Below are 22,087 nucleotides of genomic sequence, written 5' to 3'. Positions count from 1 at the left end.
CGTTTTTTTGTTCGTTTTTGCCATTAGGGTTATTCTGACGCTACCGAGATTCCGTCGTACAAATCCGCATACTTGGGGCGGTTGTTGATGACATCCTTCCAAGGGTCCGTCAGCTTCTCGAGCACCTTCTCGACCCGGGTCAGCAGGGCTTGGCGGTTGGCCGTATTTTCGACGACCGCCTCCCGGATGGTATCGAGGCCGATCCGGACGACCCATTCCGAAGTCCGCTCGCCGTAATTCCCCGTCTCCCGATAAAACTGAAGATAGGCCCCCGTGATGTCCATGACCTCCTCCGACGTCTTCACCTTGCAGAGCAGGTCGCCCCCTCTCAGCTTGACGCCTCCGTTGCCGCCCGCATACAGCTCCCAGCCGCCATCGACCGCCACGACGCCGAGATCTTTAATGCCCGACTCCGCACAGTTGCGGGGACAGCCGGAAACCGCCATCTTCACCTTGGCCGGCGTATTCAGCCTCTCGTACTTCTTCTCGATATCAATGCCCATCTGGATGGAGTTCTGGGTGCCGAAGCGGCAGAAGTCGGCGCCTACGCATGTTTTGACCGTCCGGAGCGCCTTCCCGTAAGCCCAGCCCGACGGCATGTCGAGGTCGGCCCATATGCTCGGCAGGTCTTCCTTCTTCACCCCGAGCAGGTCGAGCCGCTGACCGCCGGTTACCTTGACCATCTTCACCCCGTACTTCTCGGCCGCATCGGCAATCCGTCTCAGCTCGCTTGGCGAGGTGACGCCCCCGTACATGCGGGGAACGACCGAATAAGTGCCGTTGTGCTGGATGTTGGCGTGCATCCGCTCATTCACGAAGCGCGAAGCCTTCGCATCCTCATATTCGTCCGGCCACACCATGGCCAGGTAATAATTGAGCGCCGGACGGCACTTGGAGCACCCCTCCTCCGTGCTCCAGCCCAGCACGTTCATCACCTCGCGCATGTGGGTCAGCCTCTTCTCCCGGATCGCTTCCACCAGCTCGTCGCGGGACAGCGTCGTGCAGGAGCAGACCGTCTCCTTGACCGGCGTTTCGAAGCCGTCCCCGAGCACATGCTCGAGCAGCTGCCCGACGAGCGGCTTGCAGCCTCCGCAGGAGCGGGAGGCCCCGGTGCAGCCCTTGACCGCATCCACTGAGGTCAGCCCTTGCTCCCGGATGGCCCGGACGATCGTCTCCTTCGTTACCCCGTTGCATCCGCATATGAGCTCATCCGGCGCCATGGCCGCCGCCGCATTAACCGGTGCGCCGCTCTTGGCGGACGGGCCGCCGACGAGAGACGCGTGAAGCTCCGGGGTCATCTCTGCGCCGGTGCGGATGAGCCGGAAGAGCGTGCTCCCTTCCGACGTATCGCCGAACAGGACGCCCCCGATGATCCGCCGGTTCCGCAGAAGCACCTTCTTGTAGACGCCGTTCCACTCGTCGTGGACGCAGACGGCCTGGGTGTCCTCCCCGTCGACAAATTCTCCGGCGGAGAAGACGTCGACGCCCGACACCTTAAGCTTGGTGGACAGCACCGAGCCCCGGTAAGGAGGGGTCTCCGTGCCGCACAGCGTCTTGGCCAGCACCGCGCCCTGCTCATAGAGAGGGGCGACCAGTCCGTAAACCATTCCGTTGTGCTCGGCGCACTCCCCGACGGCATAGATGTGGGGCTGGTCCGTCTGCATGTAGTCATTGACGACGATTCCGCGGTTAACCCCGATTCCGCTCTCCTTCGCCAGGCTCACGTTTGGCCGGATGCCGACCGCCATCACCACCAGGTCCGCGTCCACCGACGTTCCGTCGGCGAACTCGACGCCGGTCACCCGGGCATCGCCGAGGATCGCCTTGGTCTGCTTACTGAGCAGGAAGCTCATTCCCTGCCGTTCCAGCTCGGCCCTCAGCATCTTGGAGGCGGGCGCATCGAGCTGCCGCTCCATCAAATAGTCACAAATATGGATGACGCTGACCTCCATGCCGAGGTTCAGAAGCCCCCGTGCGGCCTCCAGTCCGAGCAGCCCGCCTCCGATAACCGCCGCTTTGCGGTGATGCTTAGCCGTTTCGATCATCGTCTCGCAGTCCTTAATGTCCCGGAAGGCGATGACGCCTTCCTTGTCCGCCCCCGGCAGCGGGAGCATAAACGGAAGCGATCCGGTGGCAAGGATAAGCTCGTCGTAAGCCTCCGTCCGGCCCTTGTCGGTGCGGAGGGTGCGGGAAGCGGGATCAACTGCCGTGACGGTCTCTCCCGTATGAAGCCGGATGCCGTTCTCGGCGTACCATTCCAGCGGATTAATGACGATGTCCTCCACCCGGGCGCTGCCCGCGAGAACGGAGGAGAGCAGGATGCGGTTGTAATTCGGATGCGGCTCGCTTCCGAACACCGTAATGTCGAACTTCCGGTCCGACAGCTTAAGAATCGTTTCCACCGTATTCATCCCGGCCATCCCGTTGCCGATCAGCACAAGCTTCTTCCTGTCCATAGGATCACTCCTTCAGTCGTTTCGGATTTGTCGGGGCCTTACCGGTCCCGGATGCCTTCCCGCTCTTGAACGTTCAAGGGTTCAGGCCTTCTCAGCTTTGACGGCGCAGATTTTGAATTCGGGCATGGAGCTGACGGGGTCGAGCTTGTCGTTCGTCAGCCGGTTGATGCACAGCTCCCCGCCCCAATGAAACGGGACGAAGATGGTCCGGGGGTGAATGCCCTCCGTCACCTTCACTTCGAACACAAGCGAATCCCGGCGTGAGGTGAGCCGGATCCGGCTTCCCACCCCGAGCCCCACGGCGGCGGCCAGACGGGGATGAACCTCCGCCACCGGAACCGGCGCCTTCTTCAGCAGCGCCTCCGTCCGGCGGGTCTGCACCCCGCTCAAGTAATGATTGGGGAGCCTCCCCGTCGTCAGCACGTATGGATACTCGGCGTCGGCCGGCTCCGCCGGAAGCTTTGGGGTGATCCCGAACAGGCGGGCCCGGCCGTCGGCGTGGGCGAAGCGGCCGGTGAACAGCATCGGCGTCCCGGGATGTTCCGGGGCGGGGCAGGGCCAGTGCACCCCTTTGGCCCGGATCAGCCGGTCGTAGGTCAAGCCGCTGTAATCGGCCGGACCGCCCGCCGAGGCCCGGCACAGCTCCGCGAAAACCGCCTCGATGGACGGATAGCGGAAATACTCGCCGCGTCCGAGCTTCTCCGCCAGCCGGCAGAGGATTTCGTAGTCCGGCAGGCTCTCTCCCGGGGGAGAGAAGGCCCGGGGCCGGTGGAACACCCGCCCCTCCAGATTGGTCAGCGTCCCTTCGCCTTCCAGGAAGGAGGAGCCGGGAAGGAGCCAGTGAGCCCGGGAGGCGGTTTCCGTCTCGAACAGATCCACCACGACGAGAAGCTCCAGCTTGGCGAGCGCCCTCTCGACAAAGCGGCTGTTCGGACTCGAGACGACCGGATTCGAGCCGAGCACGATCAGCGCCCGGATCTCCCCTTCGTCGATCTTCTGGATCATCTCGTAGGCGGAGACGCCTTTGCCGGGCAGCTCGTCAGGCTCGATCCCCCACACCCCGGCTACATGCCTCCGGGCGGCGGGATCCTCAATCGAACGGTAGCCGGGCAGCTGATCCGCCTTCTGCCCGTGCTCCCTGCCGCCCTGCCCGTTCGCCTGCCCGGTCACGGCTCCGTAGCCGCAGCCCGCCCGGCCGATTTTGCCCGTTAAGAGACAGAGGTTGATGTAGTTCAGCGTGTTCTCCACGCCGTTCACCTGCTGCTCCAGTCCTCGGGCGGTCAGCACGATGCCGGTCTCCGCCTTGGCGAAGCCCCGGGCGATCGTCCGGGTGACGGCCTCGAGCACTCCGGTCAGCTCCTCCACCCGCTCCGGGGTAAATGGCCGGACCGCTTCCTCCACCTCCCCAAGACCGGTCGTCCGCTCCGCCACGAACCGGGCGTCATACAGCTTCTCCCGGATCAGGACGTTCAACAGGCCGTTCACGAAGACGGAATCGAAGCCCGGCTGCAGCCTGACGTGAAGGTCCGCCATTTTGGAGGTCATCGTGTTGCGGGGGTCGGTGGTGACGAGAATCGCCCCGTTCTTCTTCGCTTCCATCAGATAAGGCACGAGGGTCGGCTGGCATTCCGCCACATTCGCCCCCGCGATGATGATGTACTTCGCCTTCGGAATTTCGCTCAAGGGGAACGTCATCCCCCGATCGAGCCCGAAGGCCCGGTTCGAGGCGGCCGCCGCCGAGGACATGCAGTATCTTCCGTTGTAGTCGATATACCTCGACTGCAGCGCTACCCGGGTAAACTTGCCCATGAGGTAGCACACTTCGTTCGTGAGCGATCCTCCTCCGTAGACGGCGACCGCATCCTTGCCGGCCCTCCCTTGAATGGCCCGGATCCGCCCGGCTATGTCCGTCAGGGCCTCCTCCCAGGAAGCCCGCTCCCATTCCTTCGGCCCTTGGGCAGCCGCCGGGTCCCCTGCGCTTCCTTCTGTCCTTCTAAAGGGATGAAGGATCCGCGAAGGATGCCGGGCGTGGTCCAGCGCGTTCAGTCCCTTCTGGCACAGGCGGCCGGTCGCCACCGGAAAATCCGGACTCGGCTTAACCGTATATCCGGCCGGCCCGTTGATTTCCGCCTTCGGGTCACTCCTAACCAACGTCATCCCGCACTGCATGCTGCAGAAGCAGCAGTGGGATGTCAGACTTCCGGCTGCTTCCATGTTCTCCCCGCTCCTTTTTCTCTCTATCGCTTATCGGCCAGCGAGGCCTTTCCCGTTCCCGGGCGGTCCTCCCCCGTTAATAATTCACGCCGCTTCCGGCCGCCGCCCACGTCTTCTTCCAGTTAAGAGATCTCAGGTAGAACAGGAGCGAAGCGGCAAAAACAAAGCAGCCGGCCAGAAGAAAGCCCGTGGAGAAGCTTCCCGTTGTTTCCTTCAGAGAACCGAGGGCAAAGGGAAGCACAAAGCCTCCGAGTCCGCCGGCCGCCCCGACTACCCCCGTCACCACGCCGATTTCTTTCGGAAACCGCTGAGGCACGATCTGGAAGATGGAGCCGTTGCCCATCCCGAGGCACATCATCATGCCGATGAACAGCAGAAGGGCGAGGTACCGGGAAGGCAGCGTCGACAAGAGAAGCAGCTGCACGGAAATCAGGCCGAAAAGCACCACCAAGAGCTTCATGCCGCCGACCCGGTCCGCCAGATACCCCCCGAGCGGCCGGAAGAAGCTGCCCGCTATGACGACGGCCGTGACGATGTAGCCGACCTGAACCTTCGTCAGGCCGCCCGCCACAACGGCTTCCCCGTACTGGTCGAAGAAGAAGATGCTCAAGTACGTGGAGAAGCCGACGAAGCCCCCGAAGGTAATCGAATAGAAGAAGCAGAACCACCACGTATCGGCGAAGCGGAACATGTTCAGGTAATCCTTCAGCTTCTTGGCCGGCGGCTGGTTCGGGCTGTCCTTCGCCATCAGCGCATAAACGCCGAAGACAAGCAGGAGCGGGATGAGTGCCATCCCGAACACCGAGTGCCAGCCGTACGCTTCCGCCAGCTTCGGCCCGAAGAACGTCGCAAGCGCCGTTCCGCTGTTCCCCGCCCCGGCGATGCCCATGGCCAAGCCCTGGTATTCCGGCGGGTACCACCGGCTCGCGAGCGAGAGCGACACCGCAAAGCTCGCCCCGGCGATGCCGAGCAGGAAGCCGAAGGCGTGAACCTGGTTGAGCGTCGTGCCGCCGAGCCACCCCCACAGCAGGGGGAGAACCGTCAGCCCCATTCCGATCATGCCGGTCCGGCGGGACCCGATCCGGTCCGCCAGAACCCCCATCGGGATCCGGAAGATGGAGCCCCCCAAGGTGGGAATGGCGACCATGAGCGCCTTCTGGGAAGCCGTTAACCCGAAATCCTTGGTGACGAACAGGGACAGCGCCCCGAGCATCACCCAAATCATGAAGCTGACATCAAAATACAAAAATGCCGATACCAAGCTGGGCCAATGCCCCGCCTTGCGAAAAGCCTTTGCGTCCATTTCGTTGTCCTCCCTTATTTCATTTGTTTGCATTTGCTTGCATCGGATGAAAAAAAGACAAAAAGGAGCCTATCGTTAACAATCCGATAGGCTCCTTTGCCATAGAGGGACACGCCATTGTGCCCCGAAAAGATATGAGATTGGTTTGATTATAGGATGGATAGAGTAAATATGTCAATATACTTAACATATATTTTTAAAAGGGGAGGTTGGAAGCGAAAATTATACGGAAAGTATCGACACCTCCGCTTGGTTTGTGGTATTTTTATTTAAAAATGTAATGTTACCTAACACGATTAAGGAAAAGGGGGACCAGCGAATGACTTTGACTATGCTTCTTATAGATGAAATTCATTCGGCCGATTCCGCGGTCCTCCGGCAGGAGCCGGCGAAGCGTCCGCATTCGATGCTCGCTTCCTGCGGATACGAAGTCAGGCGGGTGCCGGATCTGTCCTCGCTCCCCGAAGAGGGGAAGGCGGATGCCGTCGTCCTCCGCTCCACGCCCGAACGGCTGGTGGAGGCCGGGGAAGAGCTCCGCCGCCAGTCCTCTCTCCCCCTGCTATGGTGGTATGATGGGGGAGCCCTTCCCGAGGTGCCTTATGACCAAGGGGCGGAATGGGACGGCATGCTTTCCGCCTCCATGACCGCGGACGAGGTGCGGTGGTCGGTCGGGATCAGCCTGCTCAGCTTCCGGCGCAAAGAGCGGCTGCGGATGGAGAACGACCAATTGACCGAACGGCTGAATGACCGGCGGTGGATTGAGCAGGCGAAAGAGATTTTGTGCGAGATCAAGAAGATTCCGGAAGCCGAAGCCTATGAGTTTCTGCGTAAACAGGCCATGAATGAGCGCAAGAAGCTGGTGGACGTCGCGAAATCGATCGTCAAGGTCTACCAGCTGCTGCGCCAGATGGATAAAGGAGGAGCCCGCTCATGATGGATCTGATCAAGGAAGTCGGAAGAGGCCGCAAAGGAGCCCGGGACCTGACCCCCGAGGAAGCAAGGCGAGCGGCTGAGCTCATTCTGTCCCGCGAAGCGTCCGCCGTTCAGATCGGCGCTTTCCTGATGGCCGAGCGCATCAAGACCGAATCGGCGGAGGAGCTCACCGCTTTCGTGGAGGCGTGCCGGGCCCGCTCGCGCCGCTGGCCGATGGCCGGCGGCATCGACTGCGCGGGGCCGTACGACGGGCGCCGAACGAGCTTCGCCGCCACCGTGCCGGCGGCGTTCGTTCTCGCCTCGTGCGGCCTGCCCGTCACGCTCCACGGAAGCGCAGCGCTTCCGCCGAAGTGGGGCATCACGCTGCCCGACAACTTCGCCGCCTTAGGCGCGGACCTCACCGGCGCAGCCGGCGACCGGCTCGCCATGGCGGCGGAAAGCACGGGCTTTCTGTTCGCCCCCACGGAGAAGTGGTGCCCCGCGCTGGCAGGACTCCGCCGCATGCGCGAGGACATCGGCGTGCGAACAATCTTCAACACGGCCGAGAAGCTGCTGCGCTTCTCGGATGCGCCGTATATGGCGATGGGCGTGTTCCACGGCACCATGTTCGAGAAGATGGCCGGCATTCTGCTCGGACTCGGGGTCCGCAACGCCATTATCGTCCAAGGGGTCGAAGGCTCCGAGGACCTTTCCGTCGAGAAGCGGACGCGGACCGTCATGGTCCGGGGAGGACAGCATCATGAAATGCTGATCCTCGACCCGGCCGTATTCGGCCTGGAGGCAGCGGCTCCCGAATGGGAATGGACCGCCGAACGGCAGGCCGACACGGCCCGCCGCGTCCTCGAGGGCGGAGGGGAGCCCGCCTTCCGGAACATGGTGATCCTGAACAGCGCCGTCCGGCTGTGGGTGGCGGAGCGGGTCCCCTCCATCGAGGAAGGAGTGGCTCTGGCACGCCGAACGCTGGACGGAGGCGCCGCCCTGCGCCGGTTCCAGGATTGGCTGTCCTCGGTGAAGCCCGAAACCGGAAGCTTCTTCAAGGAAGGAATAGAACGGAAGCGAGCTTGACGGGGGAACAGAAAGGCCGTGCCGGATGCCGGCACGGCCTTTCTGGTTGGGCAGGGGATTCGGGGCGTTTTGCCACGGCGGAGTCTACATCCCCTGTCACCTGAATCTTCTACCCTGGCCTCCTGATTAGCCCAAGGTACGCGGGAAACCCACCCCTACCGAGGGATCCGTTATGCCGGGTTTGCATTCGTATCAGCAGGCGAAGATCTATTTCAACGGCCTCCCCCTACTCTCCAACTAGACACGCTCGATCCGGCCGGCTTCTCCCGCTTCCTCCGGGGTGACCCGAGCCAGCTGGTTAAGCAGCTCGATCTGGAAGCTGCCCGGTCCCTCGTCCCCTCTTAGCCGGGCCGCTTTCTCGGCCGCCGTGCTGTAAAGAGCGAGCGCCGCAGCGGCAGCTTGAACGCCGTCCGGCTCCACCGCGGCGTAGGCCCCAATGATGGACGTGAGCAGGCAGCCCGTTCCGGTAACCCGCGTCAGGAGCTCGTCCCCTCCGCGGACCCGGAAGGTTCTCGTCCCGTCGGACACGGCATCCTCCGGCCCCGTTACCACGACCACGCAGGACAACCTCCGCGCTGCTTCCGCGGCAAGAACGGTCAGATCCTCTCCCCCTCCGCCGGCGTCGACTCCCTTGATGCTCCACTCTTCTCCGATCACGTTGGCGATCTCCGCCGCGTTCCCGCGGACAATGGAGATCTTCAGCTCGTTCAACAGAGCCCGTGCCGTCTCTGTCCGGTACGCTGTCGCTCCCGCCCCTACGGGATCGAGCACGACGGGCACCCCATGGGCGTTAGCAGAGGCCCCGGCCAGCTTCATAGCGGCAACTTCCCGGGCGTTCAGTGTGCCGATGTTCAGGACAAGAGCGCCGGCGATCCGGGCCATGTCGGCCACCTCTTCCTCCGCATAAGCCATGACCGGCGAAGCACCGAGGGCAAGCAGCCCGTTAGCTGTAAAATTTGTTACCACGACGTTCGTAATGTTATGCACGAGCGGCTTGTCCCGCCGCACCTTCGTGAGCAGCTCCGCTGCTGAATTGCCTTCCATATCCGCACTCTCCCTTTGGAAAAAAGGTTAGCCAAAACTCCCCTGACCTGGTGGTCGGGGGAGTTTTGGTGTAATGCCGGCTAGCTCAATGTTAGAGAATCGTTCCGCCAGCCCTATTTAAAATGACGCCAATTCTGCTTGCTGTTCTCGAGCAGGTGGGCGAAATCGTTATCGAGCCGCTTCTGCTCCGCCTTGCGGGCTTCCTCCGCCTGCTTCCGCTTGGCTTCCCGGCGCTTTTCTTCGTCGGCCTTCATTTCGTCGGCCTGTGCCTTCAGCTTCTCCAGCACCTCGGGGCTCAGCAGATCCTTCAGCGTGGCCGGTTTCTCGTCAGCCGCCTTCGGACGGGGGGCGGGGACCTGTCGTTTTTTGGCCATAGCCTTTCACCTCGGTTAAGTTTCTACGCCCAGTATAGCACGAATGGCGGGGATAGGCACGGCCTGGAAATAGGGGCTTACGAGATAAATAGTTTACCGTTTTTGGGAAAACCTAGGGATAGCTTCCGGCCGTCCGGTCGCATGAACGTTAGGAGAGGAGCAGTTGGAGTGAACGAGACGCTGTTTCACGCAAGCTTCGTCGATTACCTGATTATCGCGATCTACTTTGTTTTTGTCATAGGCATCGGGTTTCTGATCAAAAACCGGCTCCGGACAGGAGAAGATTTCTTCCTCTCCGGCCGCTCCATTCCCGCCTGGATCACAAGCCTAGCCTTCCTGTCCGCCAATCTCGGGGCGCTGGAAGTGCTCGGCATGGCCGCAAGCGGCGCCCAGTACGGGATGCTGACCGCTCATTATTATTGGATCGGGGCCATTCCGGCCATGCTGTTCCTCGGCTTGTACATGATGCCCTTCTACTACTCCACGAGAATCCGGTCCGTTCCCGAGTATTTGAAGCTCCGGTTTAACGAAGCGGCCCGGGCCGTCAACGCCGTTTCCTTCGCTTTGATGACGGTCCTTACGTCGGGGATCAGCCTTTACGCGATGGCCCTGATCTTCCAAACGATGATCGGCTGGTCGCTTACGACAAGCATTATCCTCTCCGCCGTCGTGGTTCTCATTTATGTGGGGCTTGGGGGGTTAACCTCGTCCATTTACAATGAGGTTCTGCAATTCTTTCTCATCTGGTTCGGCCTTCTGCTCATCCCCTTGCTTGGCTTGAGCGACCTGGGCGGCTGGAGCGGCATGATGGCCCGGCTTCCCGAGAGCTTCGGCCATCTGTGGGCGAATGTGGGCACCGCCTCCAACAATGCCATGGGCATCGATTGGCTGGGCATTGTTCTGGGGCTTGGCTTCGTGCTCTCCTTCGGGTACTGGACGACGGACTTCCTCGTCGTTCAGAGGACGCTGGCTGCACGTAACATGAGGGCCGCCCAGAACACCCCGATCATCGCCTCCCTTTTCAAAATGTTCGTCCCGCTGCTCGTCATCATCCCGGGCCTGATCGCCGCCGGCCTCTTCCCCGAGATCGGGAAAGCGGGCGGACCGAGCTACAACCTGGCTCTTCCTCTGCTGCTGCAGAAGTATTATCCGCCCGGGCTGCTCGGCCTGGGGCTGACGGCGATGCTCGCCAGCTTCATGAGCGGGATGGCCGGGAACGTCACGGCGTTCACCACCGTCTGGACCTATGACATTTACCAGGCCTACCTGAACAAGAACGCCGACGACAAGCACTACATCGCGATGGGCCGGTGGGCCATTGTCGTAGGAATTATTATCAGCATCGGGACGGCCTACATCGCGGAAAGCTTTCCGAGCATTATGGACTATATGCAGACGCTGTTCTCGTTCTTCAATGCGCCGCTGTTCGGAACCTTCCTGCTAGGGATGTTCTGGAGAAGGGCTACGCCATGGGGAGGCTTCTGGGGGCTGATCTGCGGAGTGGTCAGCGCCTTTCTGCTCTACTACCTCATTCCCGAAGGGTACTTCGGGAGCGCGGCGGCCGGCAACTTCTGGCGCGCCTGGTGGGCGTTCGTGATCACGGTCGTCATTACCGTCGTCGTCAGCTTTATGACGAAACGGAAGCCGGACGAAGAGCTGAAGGGGCTCGTGTACGGCTTGACCGACCGTCCCCATTACCAAGGCTTCGCGTGGTACAAGCGCCCCGGGGTGCTGGCCGGGATCGCCGCCGTTATTCTGATCGCCTTGAATTTATGGCTGTGGTGAGGAGGAGATTGTCATGAAACGGCTGCTGGATCTGCGCTTTCTGATAGGTCTATTGTTCGTTCTGTATGGAATCATCCTGGGGATTTACGGCCTGGCTGTGAACCCCCGGACCGTGGTAGGCTGGAATTTGAATTTCTGGTGGGGCTTGCTGATTCTGGCCGTTGGGCTCGGCTTCCTGATCTGGTCGAGGTTCGAGGAAAGCGAGGACTAGCCCCCCTTACCGACGGCAAAAAAGCCGTGGAAACAGGGGCTGTCATAACAGCAAAGCCCGGGAGCGACATCTCCCGGGCTTTCTTTTATAATCGGCCTGCGGCCTATTTATGCTGCTAATCAGGTGGACATACCCCCTGACTTCAGTAGCGTTTCTCAACCCTCTTGTGCCGCTCTTCTTACTTGATTTCGATCGAGCGGACGAGGTTCTCCCAGCCCTTCAGCTGAACCAGTGCGTTAGGCACGAGCTTTGCTGCATCGCCGATGATTTTGAGCTCGGGAGCGACGTTGTAGGTTTTGACCTGGGTCTGGTTGCCGTATACGTTATCGTAAACGGATTGGGTGATCGTTACGGAAGCGATCTTGCCTTGGTTGTTCCAGGTGGCATAGTTGAAGACACCGTCAACCGTGAACTGCTGCTTGTCGTCGGAAGCCTTCAGCACCTCCACGAATACCGCAATGTTGTTATAGACCCTTACCTTCACCACATCGCCCACCTGAAGATCGGTGATCGCAGCACGCGTTCCGTTGCGGAAAACGAAGGTCGCCGGATCCAGCGTCACTTGAGTCTCTTTGCCGTCCTTGTTAATCGTCAGCACGTTGCCGGAGATGGCGCTTACCTTGCCCGCTACCACTCCCTGCTCGCGGCCCGGCAGGTTCTCGCCCGTACGGTCAAGCAGCGCGGCCAGCTCGGCACGGGTTACCGGACGCTCTGGACGGAAGGTGTTGTCGTCGTAGCCGTCGATCAGTCCCTTCTCGATGGCGACCGCCACATAGCCGACGGAGCCGGCCGGAATTTTGTTCGCATCTCGGAAGGGAAGCTGCGTGTTCATCTTGGCATGGGCTTCCGCATCCAGCTTAAGCGCCTTCACCAGAAGCGTCGTCGCCCACAGGCGGTCGGCCGGCTTCTCCGGTTGAATGGCGTTCTCGTCTTCGCCGAACAGGTCGTTCTCAAGAGCCACGGCCACATACCCGACAGCCCAAGGATATTTCTTGGCTACTTGATCCCCATCGCGGAAGTTAAGCTTCGTGCTCATTTCCTCGGCCGACTCGGCTTTGTCCCGCAGCCCCATCAGACGGACCGCTGCCGTAATCGCTTCAATCCGCGAGATAGGCTTGCGAGGCTGGAAGGAGCCGTCCTCATAGCCCTCGAATACACGGGAGGAAGCCAGGCTCGCGATGTATCTCATCGCCCACTCCACGTCTCCGCCCTTGATATCATTAAAATTAATAATCAAATTCAGATTGCCGATCCGAATGTTCGGCTTAACCGTCTTGAAATCATCGCTTTTCCACTCCACCCGGTTGTCTTCCTGGTGTCCCTTGCCGCCCTTGTCCTTACCGTCCGCAAAAGCGGATGCCGATCCCCCGGCTACCATAGCCGTAGCCAAACCTCCAATGACAAGCTTCTTGAAAGGGTAGTTCTTTTTCATTGCGATAACACTCCTTTTCAGATGTCTAATGATGAGGAAAATTGTGGGCATGGCCCGCTGACAATGATAGGTTTCGCCTGTTCTTCCGGCAATTGTGGGGGTGGGGCAAAAAATGGTAGACTTATATCTAGCAAAATAAGACAGAAGTCGCATAAGGAGTGTATCCATGTCGAATCGCCACATTTTCCGGGCCCTGGCGGCCCTCTTTCTCCTGCTTCTGGCAGCGGCCGCCGTCTATCAATGGTCGGGAACTAGAGAAGCCTCGGGGCCTTCCGATGCCCCGCCCGCCCCAACGGCAGCGGGATCCTCCGCCAAGCCGAATCCTAGTCCCGTGCCGACCCCCGTTCCGGCCGTGGAAGAGACCGCGGATGTCGTCGTGGTAGGCAGCGAGCTCGAAGGAATGTACCTGGCCCGGGCCGCCGCCGATGAGGGCCTGAAGGTAAAGGTGATCGATCTCCGGGAGAAGCCGGGCGGGCAGCTGCTCCAGGGCGAAATGCTCTTCTTGGACGAAACCCGCGATGAATCGGGCAAGCTGCTCGTTCAGGGAAGAGCCAAGGAGCTCTTCGACGGCTTCCGCAGCGGCAAGATTCGCAAGCTTGCGGAATTTACAGCCTACTACGATAAGCTGCACCAGGGCATTCCGATCGAATCCGGGGTGGTTCTCGACAAGGTCGAATCCGTCACCGGCGCGGGAGGACGGGACGCCATCCGCTCCCTGACCTACCGGAAGAAGGACGGCACCCTCCACCGGGTCACCGCCTCCTATTGGGTCGAGAACACCGATTACGCCGCTCTCGCTTCCCAGCTTAAGGTGACCCGTCTGCCGGGGCTTGAGAAGTTTTACGGGCAGGACGAGATCGAATACATGAGCGCCGGCATGATGATGAAATTCAAGAACGTCGACTGGACGCGGTTCAACACCCAGTTCAATGCCCTTAGCGGAGCGGACCGGAGCAAGAAATTCGGCGGCGGGAACGTGAACGGGAGCTTCGCCATCGGCCTGTCGGGCATGACCAACGCCTACAAGCCGACCAATGACCGGGTCTTCCTGAGAGGCTTGAATGCCGTCAGCCAGCGGGACGGGGAAGTGATCATCAATGCTTTTCTGATCTACACGGTAGACCCCTCCGACAGCCGGTCGGTCGCCGAGGCGATGGATCTCGGGAAGAAGGAGATCCCGCTTATCCTCCAGCATTTCCGCAAAAGCCTTCCGGGCTGGGAGAATGCCGAGCTGAACGGGTTCCCGAATTACTTGTATATCCGCGAATACAACCATTACGAAACGGATTATGTCCTTAAAGTATCGGACGCGCTAGGCGCCCGCATGTTTCCCGACAATGTGAGCATCGCCGGGTATCCGCTGGACCTGCAGGGAACGAGCGCCAACAAGTGGGGCATCGAGATGGGCCGCCCGGACAAATACGGCATGCCCCTGCGCAGCTTCCAGCTCAAAAATTACGACAACGTCATCCTCGCCGGCAAAAACGTCGGCTCCTCCGCCATCGCCTACGGCAGCGCCCGGATCCAGCCGAACACCGCGCTCGCCGCCGAATCGATCGGTGTCATTCTCGGCCAGCTCAAGGGCAAGAAGTCCCTCCGGGAGCTGAAGGAGGAGGATTGGCCGGCTCTGCACCAGTACCTCGCCTCCAAGTACGGGATTACCTTGACGGGAGTCAAAGGACATAACAAGATCGCCGGCTGGACGGACGAAGAAATCCGCAAGCTCGACAGCGGGGAAATCATTTATCCTTCTTATGTAAACAAGCGCAAATAAGGATGCAAACAAAAAGGCACTCACCCGCGCACGTCCGTGCTCGGGTGAGTGCCTTTTTGCCGTATAACCGTTGCCAACCGTCCTTGTTGCAGCGGACGCCTTTCCTGGTCGCCCCACACTACGCTTCAAATGCCATAGGAAACTGCCTCAGCACCCCGTAGGTCATTGTGTCCGCCATCTCCATGGCCTGGGCTTCCATTCGTTCATTCACATCGACATTCGCCTTGTAATTCCCGGCCAGGCGGGTAGCGGCCTCCGCGGCAACCAGCTTAAGATGCTCGTGAAGCATCTTCTTCCACTCGGTCTCCGTCCAGTTGGGGTTGATTCGGGCGAGAAGAGCCGCAATGTCGTCGGCATTCCGGTACCACCGCTTCTCGGCTTCGGCCGCTTTGGCCTTACGGCCCGCCTGCAGGTCTTTGACGAGCTCGGCGGCAATGACCAGATGGTCCTTAAGCAGAGCGCCGAACCGATCGGCCGCCGCCTTCCCATAATAAGGCTCCAAGGCCGCCGCGAAATCGTCCGGGTTGCGGAGGAGCCGCGCGGTGGTTTCTTTCTCATCGGCAAGCTTATCGACGATGCTGTTGATCGTCAATCTCGTCCAATACACATGCTGCTCCCACAGGGACCGAAAGGTGCGGTCCAGCTCGACCGCCGCATTCGTCCAGGTCCGGGGAACTTCCATCCGGTAGTCGTAATACCCGTACGGGGAGGGAAAGAAATAAGAATACATGGTAAAGTCTCCTTTTCCCGTCTCATCGTACAGTATATAGGCGAAAGGCCCGTCAGGTTCTTAGAGGGAAAGAGCGGAGGAAGAAGCCCGGACCCGGCGAAAGCCGATAGGCTATCGGCCTCCCCTGACCTTCACCCTGGCTCCAATTCCGGCAAAAGCCTCTCCCGATGCTTGGCTGCCAGGCTAAGAAGCGGAAAGCGGCCCTGTTCGCTCAGCTCCTTCAGTCGGCGGCATTCGTTCCAAGCCAGCTCATATAATTCACGGTTTACCACGCCGTCCGCTAGTGCCTGCTCCAGCTCCCCGGCGTCTTTCACGATGACCTCGCCCTCCGGCAAAACGATTAGATCAAGAAAAAGATCGTCCATCCAGGGATTCCTTCCGTCCCATCCGTTCCGCAAGCAAATATCCACGTACCATTGGACGATCATTCCTCTGGCATCGAACATCACGGTGACCGAGTGATGAGCATCCTCCGGAAACTGCTGAAGCCATTCATACCCGCTGTCGGCGATGCAGACCGTACGTTCCCCATACCTTGCAAGCAGGGGAGAAGCCGTTTGGCGAAGCCTAAGCAGGCTTAGATGCCCTCGGAAATCGTCCGTGTCCACATACTCTTGAGCATACTCCCTCTCCAGCACCCTCGACCATCCCGGACGATGGCCGTATTTTCTTTTAAGCATAAGACGGTTACCCTCCCAGTTCCACGTCCTCTAAGGGAACGTACCGATTCGTTGTGATTTCCTGATAAATCCGGAAGCGGGTCACCCGGAATGAAGGATAAGGGGCAAGAGCCTCCGCCACCCCCTCCTCCATTTCGGCGAGCTCCGCCTCCGATAACCCCCAGTACGTCTGTCCCAGCGTCAGGTGAGGAAGGAACCGGTCCAGCTCCGAGTACCTAACCATCTGCTTTTCAGTCGGGGAAACCGCCTGAACCAGCTGAGCGTGCAGGGCATGAAGTTCTTTGGACCGGACATCCAGATAAAGAACCGCCCGCGCGAACCACTTGGATTCCCCAAGAGACAAGGAAAACCCGGGGAACTCTGCTCCGATCTTCCGAACTCTCTCCAGCCATTGCCGGTCTTCCGTCAGCCCGCTCTGGGCTTTTACGGTAATATGAGGCTCCACCAGCTGCGGCAGCCGGCTGCTGGGCCATCTTTTTTGAAAGGCGACAATCCTCTCTACATACTCTTCCGGCGGCACGATCCCGATAAAATGCTGCATCCTTAGTCCTCCTCTCTATCCCAACAAAATAAGCGTTTGGGACTGGAATATATTGGGTGAATTATGAATGCTCTCTATCCTTCTGTCAAGGATTTATTCTAGATCATAAAGAGGAAACGGGAATAAACATTAATAAAAAAGTAAAATAACGAAACTAAATGTTTGACGAAACGGAATAAACAGGAATATACTGACAGCATCACCGGTGATAATCTTACACGAAAGAGGTGTCTCCCTTGTTTTCTGACGAACGTCGCGACATCATCCTGGAGCTTCTGGAGAAGAACGGCCGTGTTCTGGCCAAGGAATTGGCCGACCGGTTCGAGCTGTCCATCGATTCCATACGGCGGGATCTTACCATCATGGAGGAGAAAGGACTGCTGAAACGGACTCATGGCGGAGCCATTCCCGCCTCCCCCGTACGAAGCGCTCCCCTCCCTACGGAACAGCGGTATGGGGAAGCCACACCCCGGCAGAAAGCGATCGCCAAAATGGCCGCCTCCATCATCCGGGAGAACGATTCCGTATTTATCGGAGGGGCGGGCATTCACTACGGCATGCTGGAGCATCTGCCCGACTGCCCCTTTACCGTGGTGACCAACTCCGTTACAATCGCCGATGCTTTGAAAGCCAGAGAGTCGGTGGAGGTTTATCTGATCGGCGGCAAGGTCAAGAGCTCGGGCAACATCTCGGATTCGCTCGCCCTCGATTTTATCCGCCAGTTCTCGTTAGACACCTGCTTCCTTACGGGAGGAGGGATTTCCGCGAACGGCATCACCACCTCCACTCCGGAGGCGGCGGCGATCAGCCGCGAAGCCGCAAGGGTGTCCCGGAAGGTAGTCGCCTTGGCTCCTTATGATAAAGTGGGGCAGGACTTTTTTGCCAAGGTGCTCCCGGCGGAAGACATGGATGTGATGATAACGGACGACGAAGCAAGCTTGAACGTCATCCAGGAGTTGGAAGCCAAAGGTGTTAAAGTCCTAATCGCCCGGCCGGACGACGAAGCCTTATAAACCGGAGCCGCCTCACCCCTTTTTCCATTGCCATGGCTGGAACGGGATGAAGTAACAACTCGGAGGTCGTAATCACATGGGTGGTTCGGCCTCTGAGTTTTTAAATAAAAAAGCCGACGCCCCTGTATAGGAAAGCGCCGGCCCTATTATGTCTCGATAAATTAGTTTCGAAGAACTCGAGTAGACATTTCTCTTTGAAGCAAGGCCCCCTTACCTGTTAATAAAGATCATCCCCGCTACGATAGGCTCCTGCCTGAAGCGCATCGAACACTATTGTCGGCTTAGTTATCGTCCTCGTAACGCCCGTCTTCCTCATCGTGTTCGTCTTCCTGGTCGCCGTCCGCCTTAATATTCTTCAACGCCTTCTTGCCCAGCCGATCCTCCAGCTGCTGCTTGTAGAGGCTCTTCAGCCCTACATGCTTGCCGAACGAATCCCAGTATCCGTCGCTGCGCGGGCGGCTGTCGTAATCGGAGGGCACGAGGCCCGGCACCTTCTCGCCGACGTGGCCGATCGCATAGTTTTGCGCCGTTGGAGGCTGCTGACTCGTGAGCTCTCCTTCCGTGTTCCAGGTCACGTAATTGGCGCCCGCCCAGCCGTGGCCGCTGCCGAGCCATGCCCGGTCGCGGATCGAGATCGGCGCCTTGATGCTGTCGAACAGGCCGCCGACCGACCAACGGTGATGGGGTTCGCTCGTGTTGTAGTTGTCCGTCGCCGTGCCGTCCAGGAAGACGTTCGGCCCCTGCACGCGGCTGTCGACGACGAAGGCGTGGCGCGCCGTCTCGACGTGAACCCGCTGCACGAGGTTCAGCTGGCCCATGATGTGGAAGACGTAGCGTCTGCCGCCCGTAATGATGCTGACCATATCGTACATCTTGCTGTCCTGTACGGTAATCCACTTGGCGTTGCGGCTCATCTGGACAAGGGAGTAAGACAGGTGATAGCCCGTTACGTTTCGCACCCAGCCGTTCTTCACCGCGTTGAACACGACGAAGCGTTCGGCATGCTTCTCATCGGCGTAATACGGGTCGGTCGTTCCGTTGTCCATCACGGTATCGATCACGCTCGGATCGAATTCCGTATCGACCCGCATGCTCTCGACGCCAACCTGCTCAATGCGCGCATCATCGCTGTATTTGTACAGCTGGCCGCCGCCCCACTTGCGCTCGATGGCGTTCGCAATCGGCGCATCCACCGTCACCGTATTGCCGTCAACGGCCGTAATTATCCGGTCAAAGTCGAGGTTGAAAGCCGTCCACTGGGTCGCTCCGCCCCCCGGCCGGTTGTAAATGTAGTCCATGCCGATCTCGTGAATCCAACGGTCGTTCCCGACCCGGCGGACGACCACCTTGTCGCCGACCCGGTAGGCGCTTGCGTCGTCCACATGGAACGAACGGGCACCGGAGGGAACATAAAGGTCGGTGATGTCCTTCTTCGATGCGGGATCGAGCGTAAGGCCGATATTCTTTCCGATTTCGATCAGATTGCGCGCCTTGTCGCCCGTACCGTAAATAAGTGTACCATTCTCGCCATCGCCTTCGCCGCGGAGCACGATGCCGCCTGCCGTTATCGTGAGCGTACCGGCCACCTCATACTTGCCTTTCTTCAGCAGGACCGCCCCCCGGAATCCGTCCTTGCCCGCCGGCATCTGCGCCACCTGGTCGATGGCCGCCTGGATGCGCGCCGTATCGTCGCCATCGCCCGGCGCTAGGGTCACCTCCGTCTTCACGTCCGGCAGCTTCACACCGCCGCCTCCGTACCCCGCATTAGAGAAATCGAGAATCCGGTTGCCCCGGAAGTCACCGACGTACACCAGCTTACCCTTCTTGCCGGGGAAAGCGATCCCGCTTTGGTTCTTCGGAATGTCCTTCTCTTTCCAAGCCGTAAAATAAAACGAATCGTACACCGGGGCCTTGCCCGCTTGCTCGATCTTCAGACGGAGCTCATACTGTCCCTGCTTATCCGCCTTGCCGGGCACCGTAAGCTTAACCGACTCTCCCTTGACGAGCGGGGTTTGCGGAATCGCTGCCTTTGCGGTCTCACCGTCCAGCAGCAGCGTGCCGCTTATCGTGCCGTATACGTTGGAGCTGACCGTAACGCCCGGATAGGTGTCGCCCGGTTCCAGAAGGGCGGGTTGTCCGATCTCGGTCTTCATCCTCGGATGGGTCAGCGTCGAGTTCACGACGATCTCTTCCGTCCGGAATTCGTCCGGATCGTCGACGACCGCCCACAGGTCGCCCGTCTTCACATCCGTCCCGTTGACCCTTACCACGGCTTGAATGAGGGCAGTGCCCACCGTGTTCGCTATAAGCGTTCCTGCCGGGTCGATCGTAACGTCCGGTGTGGTGGACAGGAAGGTTTTCGCGATATTCGTCAGATCGATCCCTTCTCCGGTGTCAAGCTCGCCCTTCAGTGTCATCGGCTTCGCCGTGCCCTTCAACAGGCGGATCTCGCCGTTAAACAGGTACTCTTTCCCTTCTTCGTCAACGAAATAGATCCGCTTCAGGTTATCCGGCGCCGCTTGTTCCGTGCCGCTGTAGACGGCCAGCTCGGACAGCTGCACGTTCAGGTCCTTGCTGAGAGTGAAGTCGACTTTGACATAACGCGCCTCGACTGCCGGGAATACGGCCCCTTCCGTAGCGCTGAGTCCCTGGTTTTTGACGTACGCCTCCGTCCAAGCGATCGCATCGTCCGATACCATAATCTTGTACTCTTTCAAGTTATCCGCGCGATTTAGGCTGAGTAGGACTTTGTTGAAATGCTTCTTTGCCCCCAAATCGACATACATCCATACGTTCATGTTGTCTTGGCGGTCTGCAGCGGCCGGCTGCCACACGGTAGCGGCATTGCCGTCAACGGCGTTCGCGGCCGTTCCCGAGCTGGCCTTGGCGGGGTGCCCGAGCGCAAGATTGACCGCCGGATCACCTACGGCGGAAGCCTGCGATTCCGCCGAGGCGACGGGAACCTGAACGAATGGCAGCAGCGAAGCAACGACACTTAGACAAAGACGTTTGAACCTGATCATGGTACGATTTCCCACCCTTCCTAATTTGAAATCGCTCTCATGATAGCATCCGTCCCGTTTGCCTGAACATGTCGTTTCTTTCGCTGCCGCTGTGTTTTCTTAAGACCGAATGGGAGGAGGATCGCATTAAGGCTGTCGTACCGACCCGTTAGGATGCCGGAAAAAAGCTGCGCAAGGGAAGCTATGCAGGGATGGATAAGTCAAGGGGTTGCTATGCGGGGGTTGCTCTATATGGCAGCAGAGGCGAGTCTCAGGACCCGCCTCTGCCATTACAAGCTATTTTTCTATAATGCCATACCTCTTAGCTGCGCTCTCATACAGCCACATACGCGCCAATTCGAGCGCTTCCTCTTCGTCCAGCCAGCCGGCGCACACCCGATCGGCGAGGAACTCGGCTAATGCCGTCCGGATCAGCCACACTTTGCCGTAAACCCATTCCATGCACCGCGAGTCGGAGACGACCAGGGACGACTTGACCGGCGCCAGCGCCTCCAGCCGATATTGCATGACCGTCTTGTACGTGGAGGAACGGAAGTTGAACCACCACAGTCCGCCCGTGTGGACGTTCGGGTAATTCCAAGCCGCCTGCACGACGTCGAGGTTGTTGATCTCCGAAGCGACGACAAGTTCGAACGGGCCTTTGTACCGGTCGAACAGCCCGGTCAGCTTCAGAATCCGCTCGGGATCGTTCGCCGGCACCGGTTCGCGGCCCCAGGAGCGCTCCACGCCCACAAACAACTGCACGAACAGCCCATGCTGCTCGGCGGCCGCGCAAACGGCATGAAGCACGTGGACCATCGCCTGGTCTTGCGTGATCCCCGCCTTCAGCGCGAACGCGCTGTTCGCGGCCTCCGTCATGCGGCCGAGCGTCGTCATGATGCCCGGACAACCGCTATCCCGGTAGCCGCGGAAGAGTTCTTCCAGCGTCCTGCGGACATCTTCCAGTTCTCGTTCGGGGAAGGGACTTCCCGCCATGGCTTCGGCCCAACGCACCAGCCTTCCGTCGATCCGAGGCACGAGCACGGCATTGCGGCGCATCCCGACAAAGGCAGCGTGATCCGGATGATTGACCACAAACTCCCGGACCCTCGCCCGGTCGGCCACCTCCTGGGCCCAGTCCGTGCGGACGGCCGCGGCCTTGACCGCGGCGTCCGCCGCCTGGACCGATGCCGCGTCGGTCAGCTCGATGCCGTACAGATCAAGCATGATCCGGGTGAGCGCCTTGTTCATCATCGTATGCTTCGAGGCCCGGTGAGCGGCGAGGAAGGCCTCCATCCGCTCGTCTTCCGGCAGCTCCGCGGCATCGGCCGGATAACCCGCCGCCTGCAGCTCACGGAACAGCCAGAAGTAGTGGGCGATCTCCCAGAAATCGGCGGCTCCAAGCCTGCCGCCCACCAGATGGGTATGCGTATCGAAGATGTCGGTATGGCCGATGGCTTGCATCAGGCGTTCCCGCACAGCTGTTTCGTTCATGGTCCCGCCTCCCTATTGAACGTCATGCAACTCCGG

The 22,087-nt window shown here is 59.8% G+C and carries 17 protein-coding genes; 6 read left to right on the top strand and 11 right to left on the bottom strand.

Annotated elements, in window-relative coordinates; all coding sequences use genetic code 11:
- Window positions 1-29 precede the first annotated feature (29 nt).
- The 3 genes from nirB to MJA45_RS07150 all read right to left on the bottom strand — a co-directional run bounded on the left by nirB (window position 30) and on the right by MJA45_RS07150 (window position 5,973).
- Window positions 30-2,456, bottom strand: a complete 2,427-nt coding sequence (gene nirB, locus MJA45_RS07160) for a nitrite reductase large subunit NirB (protein WP_315606585.1) — start codon at window positions 2,454-2,456, stop codon at window positions 30-32.
- An 81-nt stretch (window positions 2,457-2,537) separates the two neighbouring features.
- Window positions 2,538-4,670 carry a molybdopterin oxidoreductase family protein gene (locus MJA45_RS07155; RefSeq protein WP_315606584.1) on the bottom strand — a complete coding sequence of 711 codons (2,133 nt, stop codon included), beginning with the start codon at window positions 4,668-4,670 and terminating at the stop codon, window positions 2,538-2,540.
- A gap of 76 nt (window positions 4,671-4,746) precedes the next feature.
- Window positions 4,747-5,973 (bottom strand): nitrate/nitrite transporter, encoded by a 1,227-nt coding sequence (locus tag MJA45_RS07150; RefSeq protein ID WP_315606583.1) that lies wholly within the window; start codon window positions 5,971-5,973, stop codon window positions 4,747-4,749.
- Window positions 5,974-6,292: 319 nt separating this feature from the next.
- Between MJA45_RS07150 and MJA45_RS07145 the strand changes: the two genes are divergently transcribed.
- Window positions 6,293-6,907 carry an ANTAR domain-containing response regulator gene (locus tag MJA45_RS07145; protein ID WP_315606582.1) on the top strand — a complete coding sequence of 205 codons (615 nt, stop codon included), beginning with the start codon at window positions 6,293-6,295 and terminating at the stop codon, window positions 6,905-6,907.
- Window positions 6,904-7,971, top strand: a complete 1,068-nt coding sequence (locus MJA45_RS07140; RefSeq protein WP_315606581.1) for an anthranilate phosphoribosyltransferase — start codon at window positions 6,904-6,906, stop codon at window positions 7,969-7,971. The genes MJA45_RS07145 and MJA45_RS07140 overlap by 4 nt, the downstream gene beginning before the upstream one ends.
- A 237-nt stretch (window positions 7,972-8,208) precedes the next feature.
- Here the strand turns inward: MJA45_RS07140 and thiM are convergent, their stop codons facing one another.
- Window positions 8,209-9,015 carry a hydroxyethylthiazole kinase gene (gene thiM, locus MJA45_RS07135; protein WP_315606580.1) on the bottom strand — a complete coding sequence of 269 codons (807 nt, stop codon included), beginning with the start codon at window positions 9,013-9,015 and terminating at the stop codon, window positions 8,209-8,211.
- A 113-nt stretch (window positions 9,016-9,128) separates the two neighbouring features.
- Window positions 9,129-9,389 carry a YqkE family protein gene (locus MJA45_RS07130; RefSeq protein ID WP_315606579.1) on the bottom strand — a complete coding sequence of 87 codons (261 nt, stop codon included), beginning with the start codon at window positions 9,387-9,389 and terminating at the stop codon, window positions 9,129-9,131.
- Window positions 9,390-9,557: 168 nt separating this feature from the next.
- Between MJA45_RS07130 and MJA45_RS07125 the strand changes: the two genes are divergently transcribed.
- Both MJA45_RS07125 and MJA45_RS07120 read left to right on the top strand, forming a co-directional pair.
- Window positions 9,558-11,174, top strand: a complete 1,617-nt coding sequence (locus MJA45_RS07125) for a sodium:solute symporter family protein (protein ID WP_315606578.1) — start codon at window positions 9,558-9,560, stop codon at window positions 11,172-11,174.
- Between the two features lie 13 nt (window positions 11,175-11,187).
- Window positions 11,188-11,385, top strand: a complete 198-nt coding sequence (locus tag MJA45_RS07120; protein WP_315606577.1) for a hypothetical protein — start codon at window positions 11,188-11,190, stop codon at window positions 11,383-11,385.
- 178 nt (window positions 11,386-11,563) lie between these two features.
- On the opposite strand, the gene MJA45_RS07115 is transcribed toward MJA45_RS07120, so the two are convergent.
- Entirely contained in the window at window positions 11,564-12,817 is a 1,254-nt protein-coding gene (locus MJA45_RS07115; RefSeq protein ID WP_315606576.1) for an S-layer homology domain-containing protein, read from the bottom strand.
- 166 nt (window positions 12,818-12,983) lie between these two features.
- Between MJA45_RS07115 and MJA45_RS07110 the strand changes: the two genes are divergently transcribed.
- On the top strand, window positions 12,984-14,591 hold the full coding sequence (locus MJA45_RS07110; protein ID WP_315606575.1) for an FAD-dependent oxidoreductase: 1,608 nt from the start codon (window positions 12,984-12,986) through the stop codon (window positions 14,589-14,591).
- Between the two features lie 118 nt (window positions 14,592-14,709).
- On the opposite strand, the gene MJA45_RS07105 is transcribed toward MJA45_RS07110, so the two are convergent.
- The 3 genes from MJA45_RS07105 to MJA45_RS07095 all read right to left on the bottom strand — a co-directional run bounded on the left by MJA45_RS07105 (window position 14,710) and on the right by MJA45_RS07095 (window position 16,542).
- Window positions 14,710-15,321, bottom strand: coding sequence for an acetylglutamate kinase (locus MJA45_RS07105; protein WP_315606574.1), 612 nt, complete (start codon window positions 15,319-15,321; stop codon window positions 14,710-14,712).
- 131 nt (window positions 15,322-15,452) lie between these two features.
- Complete coding sequence (locus MJA45_RS07100) at window positions 15,453-16,001, bottom strand: ribonuclease FAU-1 family protein (RefSeq protein WP_315606573.1); 549 nt, start codon at window positions 15,999-16,001, stop codon at window positions 15,453-15,455.
- A 7-nt stretch (window positions 16,002-16,008) separates the two neighbouring features.
- The gene (locus tag MJA45_RS07095; RefSeq protein WP_315606572.1) at window positions 16,009-16,542 is read right to left on the bottom strand and encodes a 2'-5' RNA ligase family protein; all 534 of its coding nucleotides are present in this window, start codon (window positions 16,540-16,542) and stop codon (window positions 16,009-16,011) included.
- A 236-nt stretch (window positions 16,543-16,778) separates the two neighbouring features.
- Between MJA45_RS07095 and MJA45_RS07090 the strand changes: the two genes are divergently transcribed.
- Entirely contained in the window at window positions 16,779-17,555 is a 777-nt protein-coding gene (locus tag MJA45_RS07090; RefSeq protein WP_315606571.1) for a DeoR/GlpR family DNA-binding transcription regulator, read from the top strand.
- A 281-nt stretch (window positions 17,556-17,836) separates the two neighbouring features.
- Here the strand turns inward: MJA45_RS07090 and MJA45_RS07085 are convergent, their stop codons facing one another.
- Both MJA45_RS07085 and MJA45_RS07080 read right to left on the bottom strand, forming a co-directional pair.
- Complete coding sequence (locus MJA45_RS07085; protein WP_315606570.1) at window positions 17,837-20,578, bottom strand: discoidin domain-containing protein; 2,742 nt, start codon at window positions 20,576-20,578, stop codon at window positions 17,837-17,839.
- A gap of 276 nt (window positions 20,579-20,854) precedes the next feature.
- On the bottom strand, window positions 20,855-22,051 hold the full coding sequence (locus tag MJA45_RS07080; RefSeq protein WP_315606569.1) for a glucuronate isomerase: 1,197 nt from the start codon (window positions 22,049-22,051) through the stop codon (window positions 20,855-20,857).
- Window positions 22,052-22,087: the final 36 nt, after the last annotated feature.

It is taken from the genome of Paenibacillus aurantius (assembly GCF_032268605.1).
Lineage (GTDB): Bacteria > Bacillota > Bacilli > Paenibacillales > NBRC-103111 > Paenibacillus_AO > Paenibacillus_AO aurantius.
The sequence above is the reverse complement of the archived record's forward strand: the minus strand, read 5'-3'. Positions and strand labels throughout refer to the sequence as shown.

Excerpts from the sequence above, each read along its gene's own strand:
- nirB (WP_315606585.1), bottom strand. The coding sequence starts at position 2,456 with ATGGACAGGAAGAAGCTTGTGCTGATCGGCAACGGGATGGCCGGGATG.
- MJA45_RS07155 (WP_315606584.1), bottom strand. The coding sequence starts at position 4,670 with ATGGAAGCAGCCGGAAGTCTGACATCCCACTGCTGCTTCTGCAGCATG.
- MJA45_RS07150 (WP_315606583.1), bottom strand. The coding sequence starts at position 5,973 with ATGGACGCAAAGGCTTTTCGCAAGGCGGGGCATTGGCCCAGCTTGGTA.
- MJA45_RS07145 (WP_315606582.1), top strand. The coding sequence starts at position 6,293 with ATGACTTTGACTATGCTTCTTATAGATGAAATTCATTCGGCCGATTCC.
- MJA45_RS07140 (WP_315606581.1), top strand. The coding sequence starts at position 6,904 with ATGATGGATCTGATCAAGGAAGTCGGAAGAGGCCGCAAAGGAGCCCGG.
- thiM (WP_315606580.1), bottom strand. The coding sequence starts at position 9,015 with ATGGAAGGCAATTCAGCAGCGGAGCTGCTCACGAAGGTGCGGCGGGAC.
- MJA45_RS07130 (WP_315606579.1), bottom strand. The coding sequence starts at position 9,389 with ATGGCCAAAAAACGACAGGTCCCCGCCCCCCGTCCGAAGGCGGCTGAC.
- MJA45_RS07120 (WP_315606577.1), top strand. The coding sequence starts at position 11,188 with ATGAAACGGCTGCTGGATCTGCGCTTTCTGATAGGTCTATTGTTCGTT.
- MJA45_RS07115 (WP_315606576.1), bottom strand. The coding sequence starts at position 12,817 with ATGAAAAAGAACTACCCTTTCAAGAAGCTTGTCATTGGAGGTTTGGCT.
- MJA45_RS07110 (WP_315606575.1), top strand. The coding sequence starts at position 12,984 with ATGTCGAATCGCCACATTTTCCGGGCCCTGGCGGCCCTCTTTCTCCTG.
- MJA45_RS07105 (WP_315606574.1), bottom strand. The coding sequence starts at position 15,321 with ATGTATTCTTATTTCTTTCCCTCCCCGTACGGGTATTACGACTACCGG.
- MJA45_RS07100 (WP_315606573.1), bottom strand. The coding sequence starts at position 16,001 with ATGCTTAAAAGAAAATACGGCCATCGTCCGGGATGGTCGAGGGTGCTG.
- MJA45_RS07095 (WP_315606572.1), bottom strand. The coding sequence starts at position 16,542 with ATGCAGCATTTTATCGGGATCGTGCCGCCGGAAGAGTATGTAGAGAGG.
- MJA45_RS07085 (WP_315606570.1), bottom strand. The coding sequence starts at position 20,578 with ATGATCAGGTTCAAACGTCTTTGTCTAAGTGTCGTTGCTTCGCTGCTG.
- MJA45_RS07080 (WP_315606569.1), bottom strand. The coding sequence starts at position 22,051 with ATGAACGAAACAGCTGTGCGGGAACGCCTGATGCAAGCCATCGGCCAT.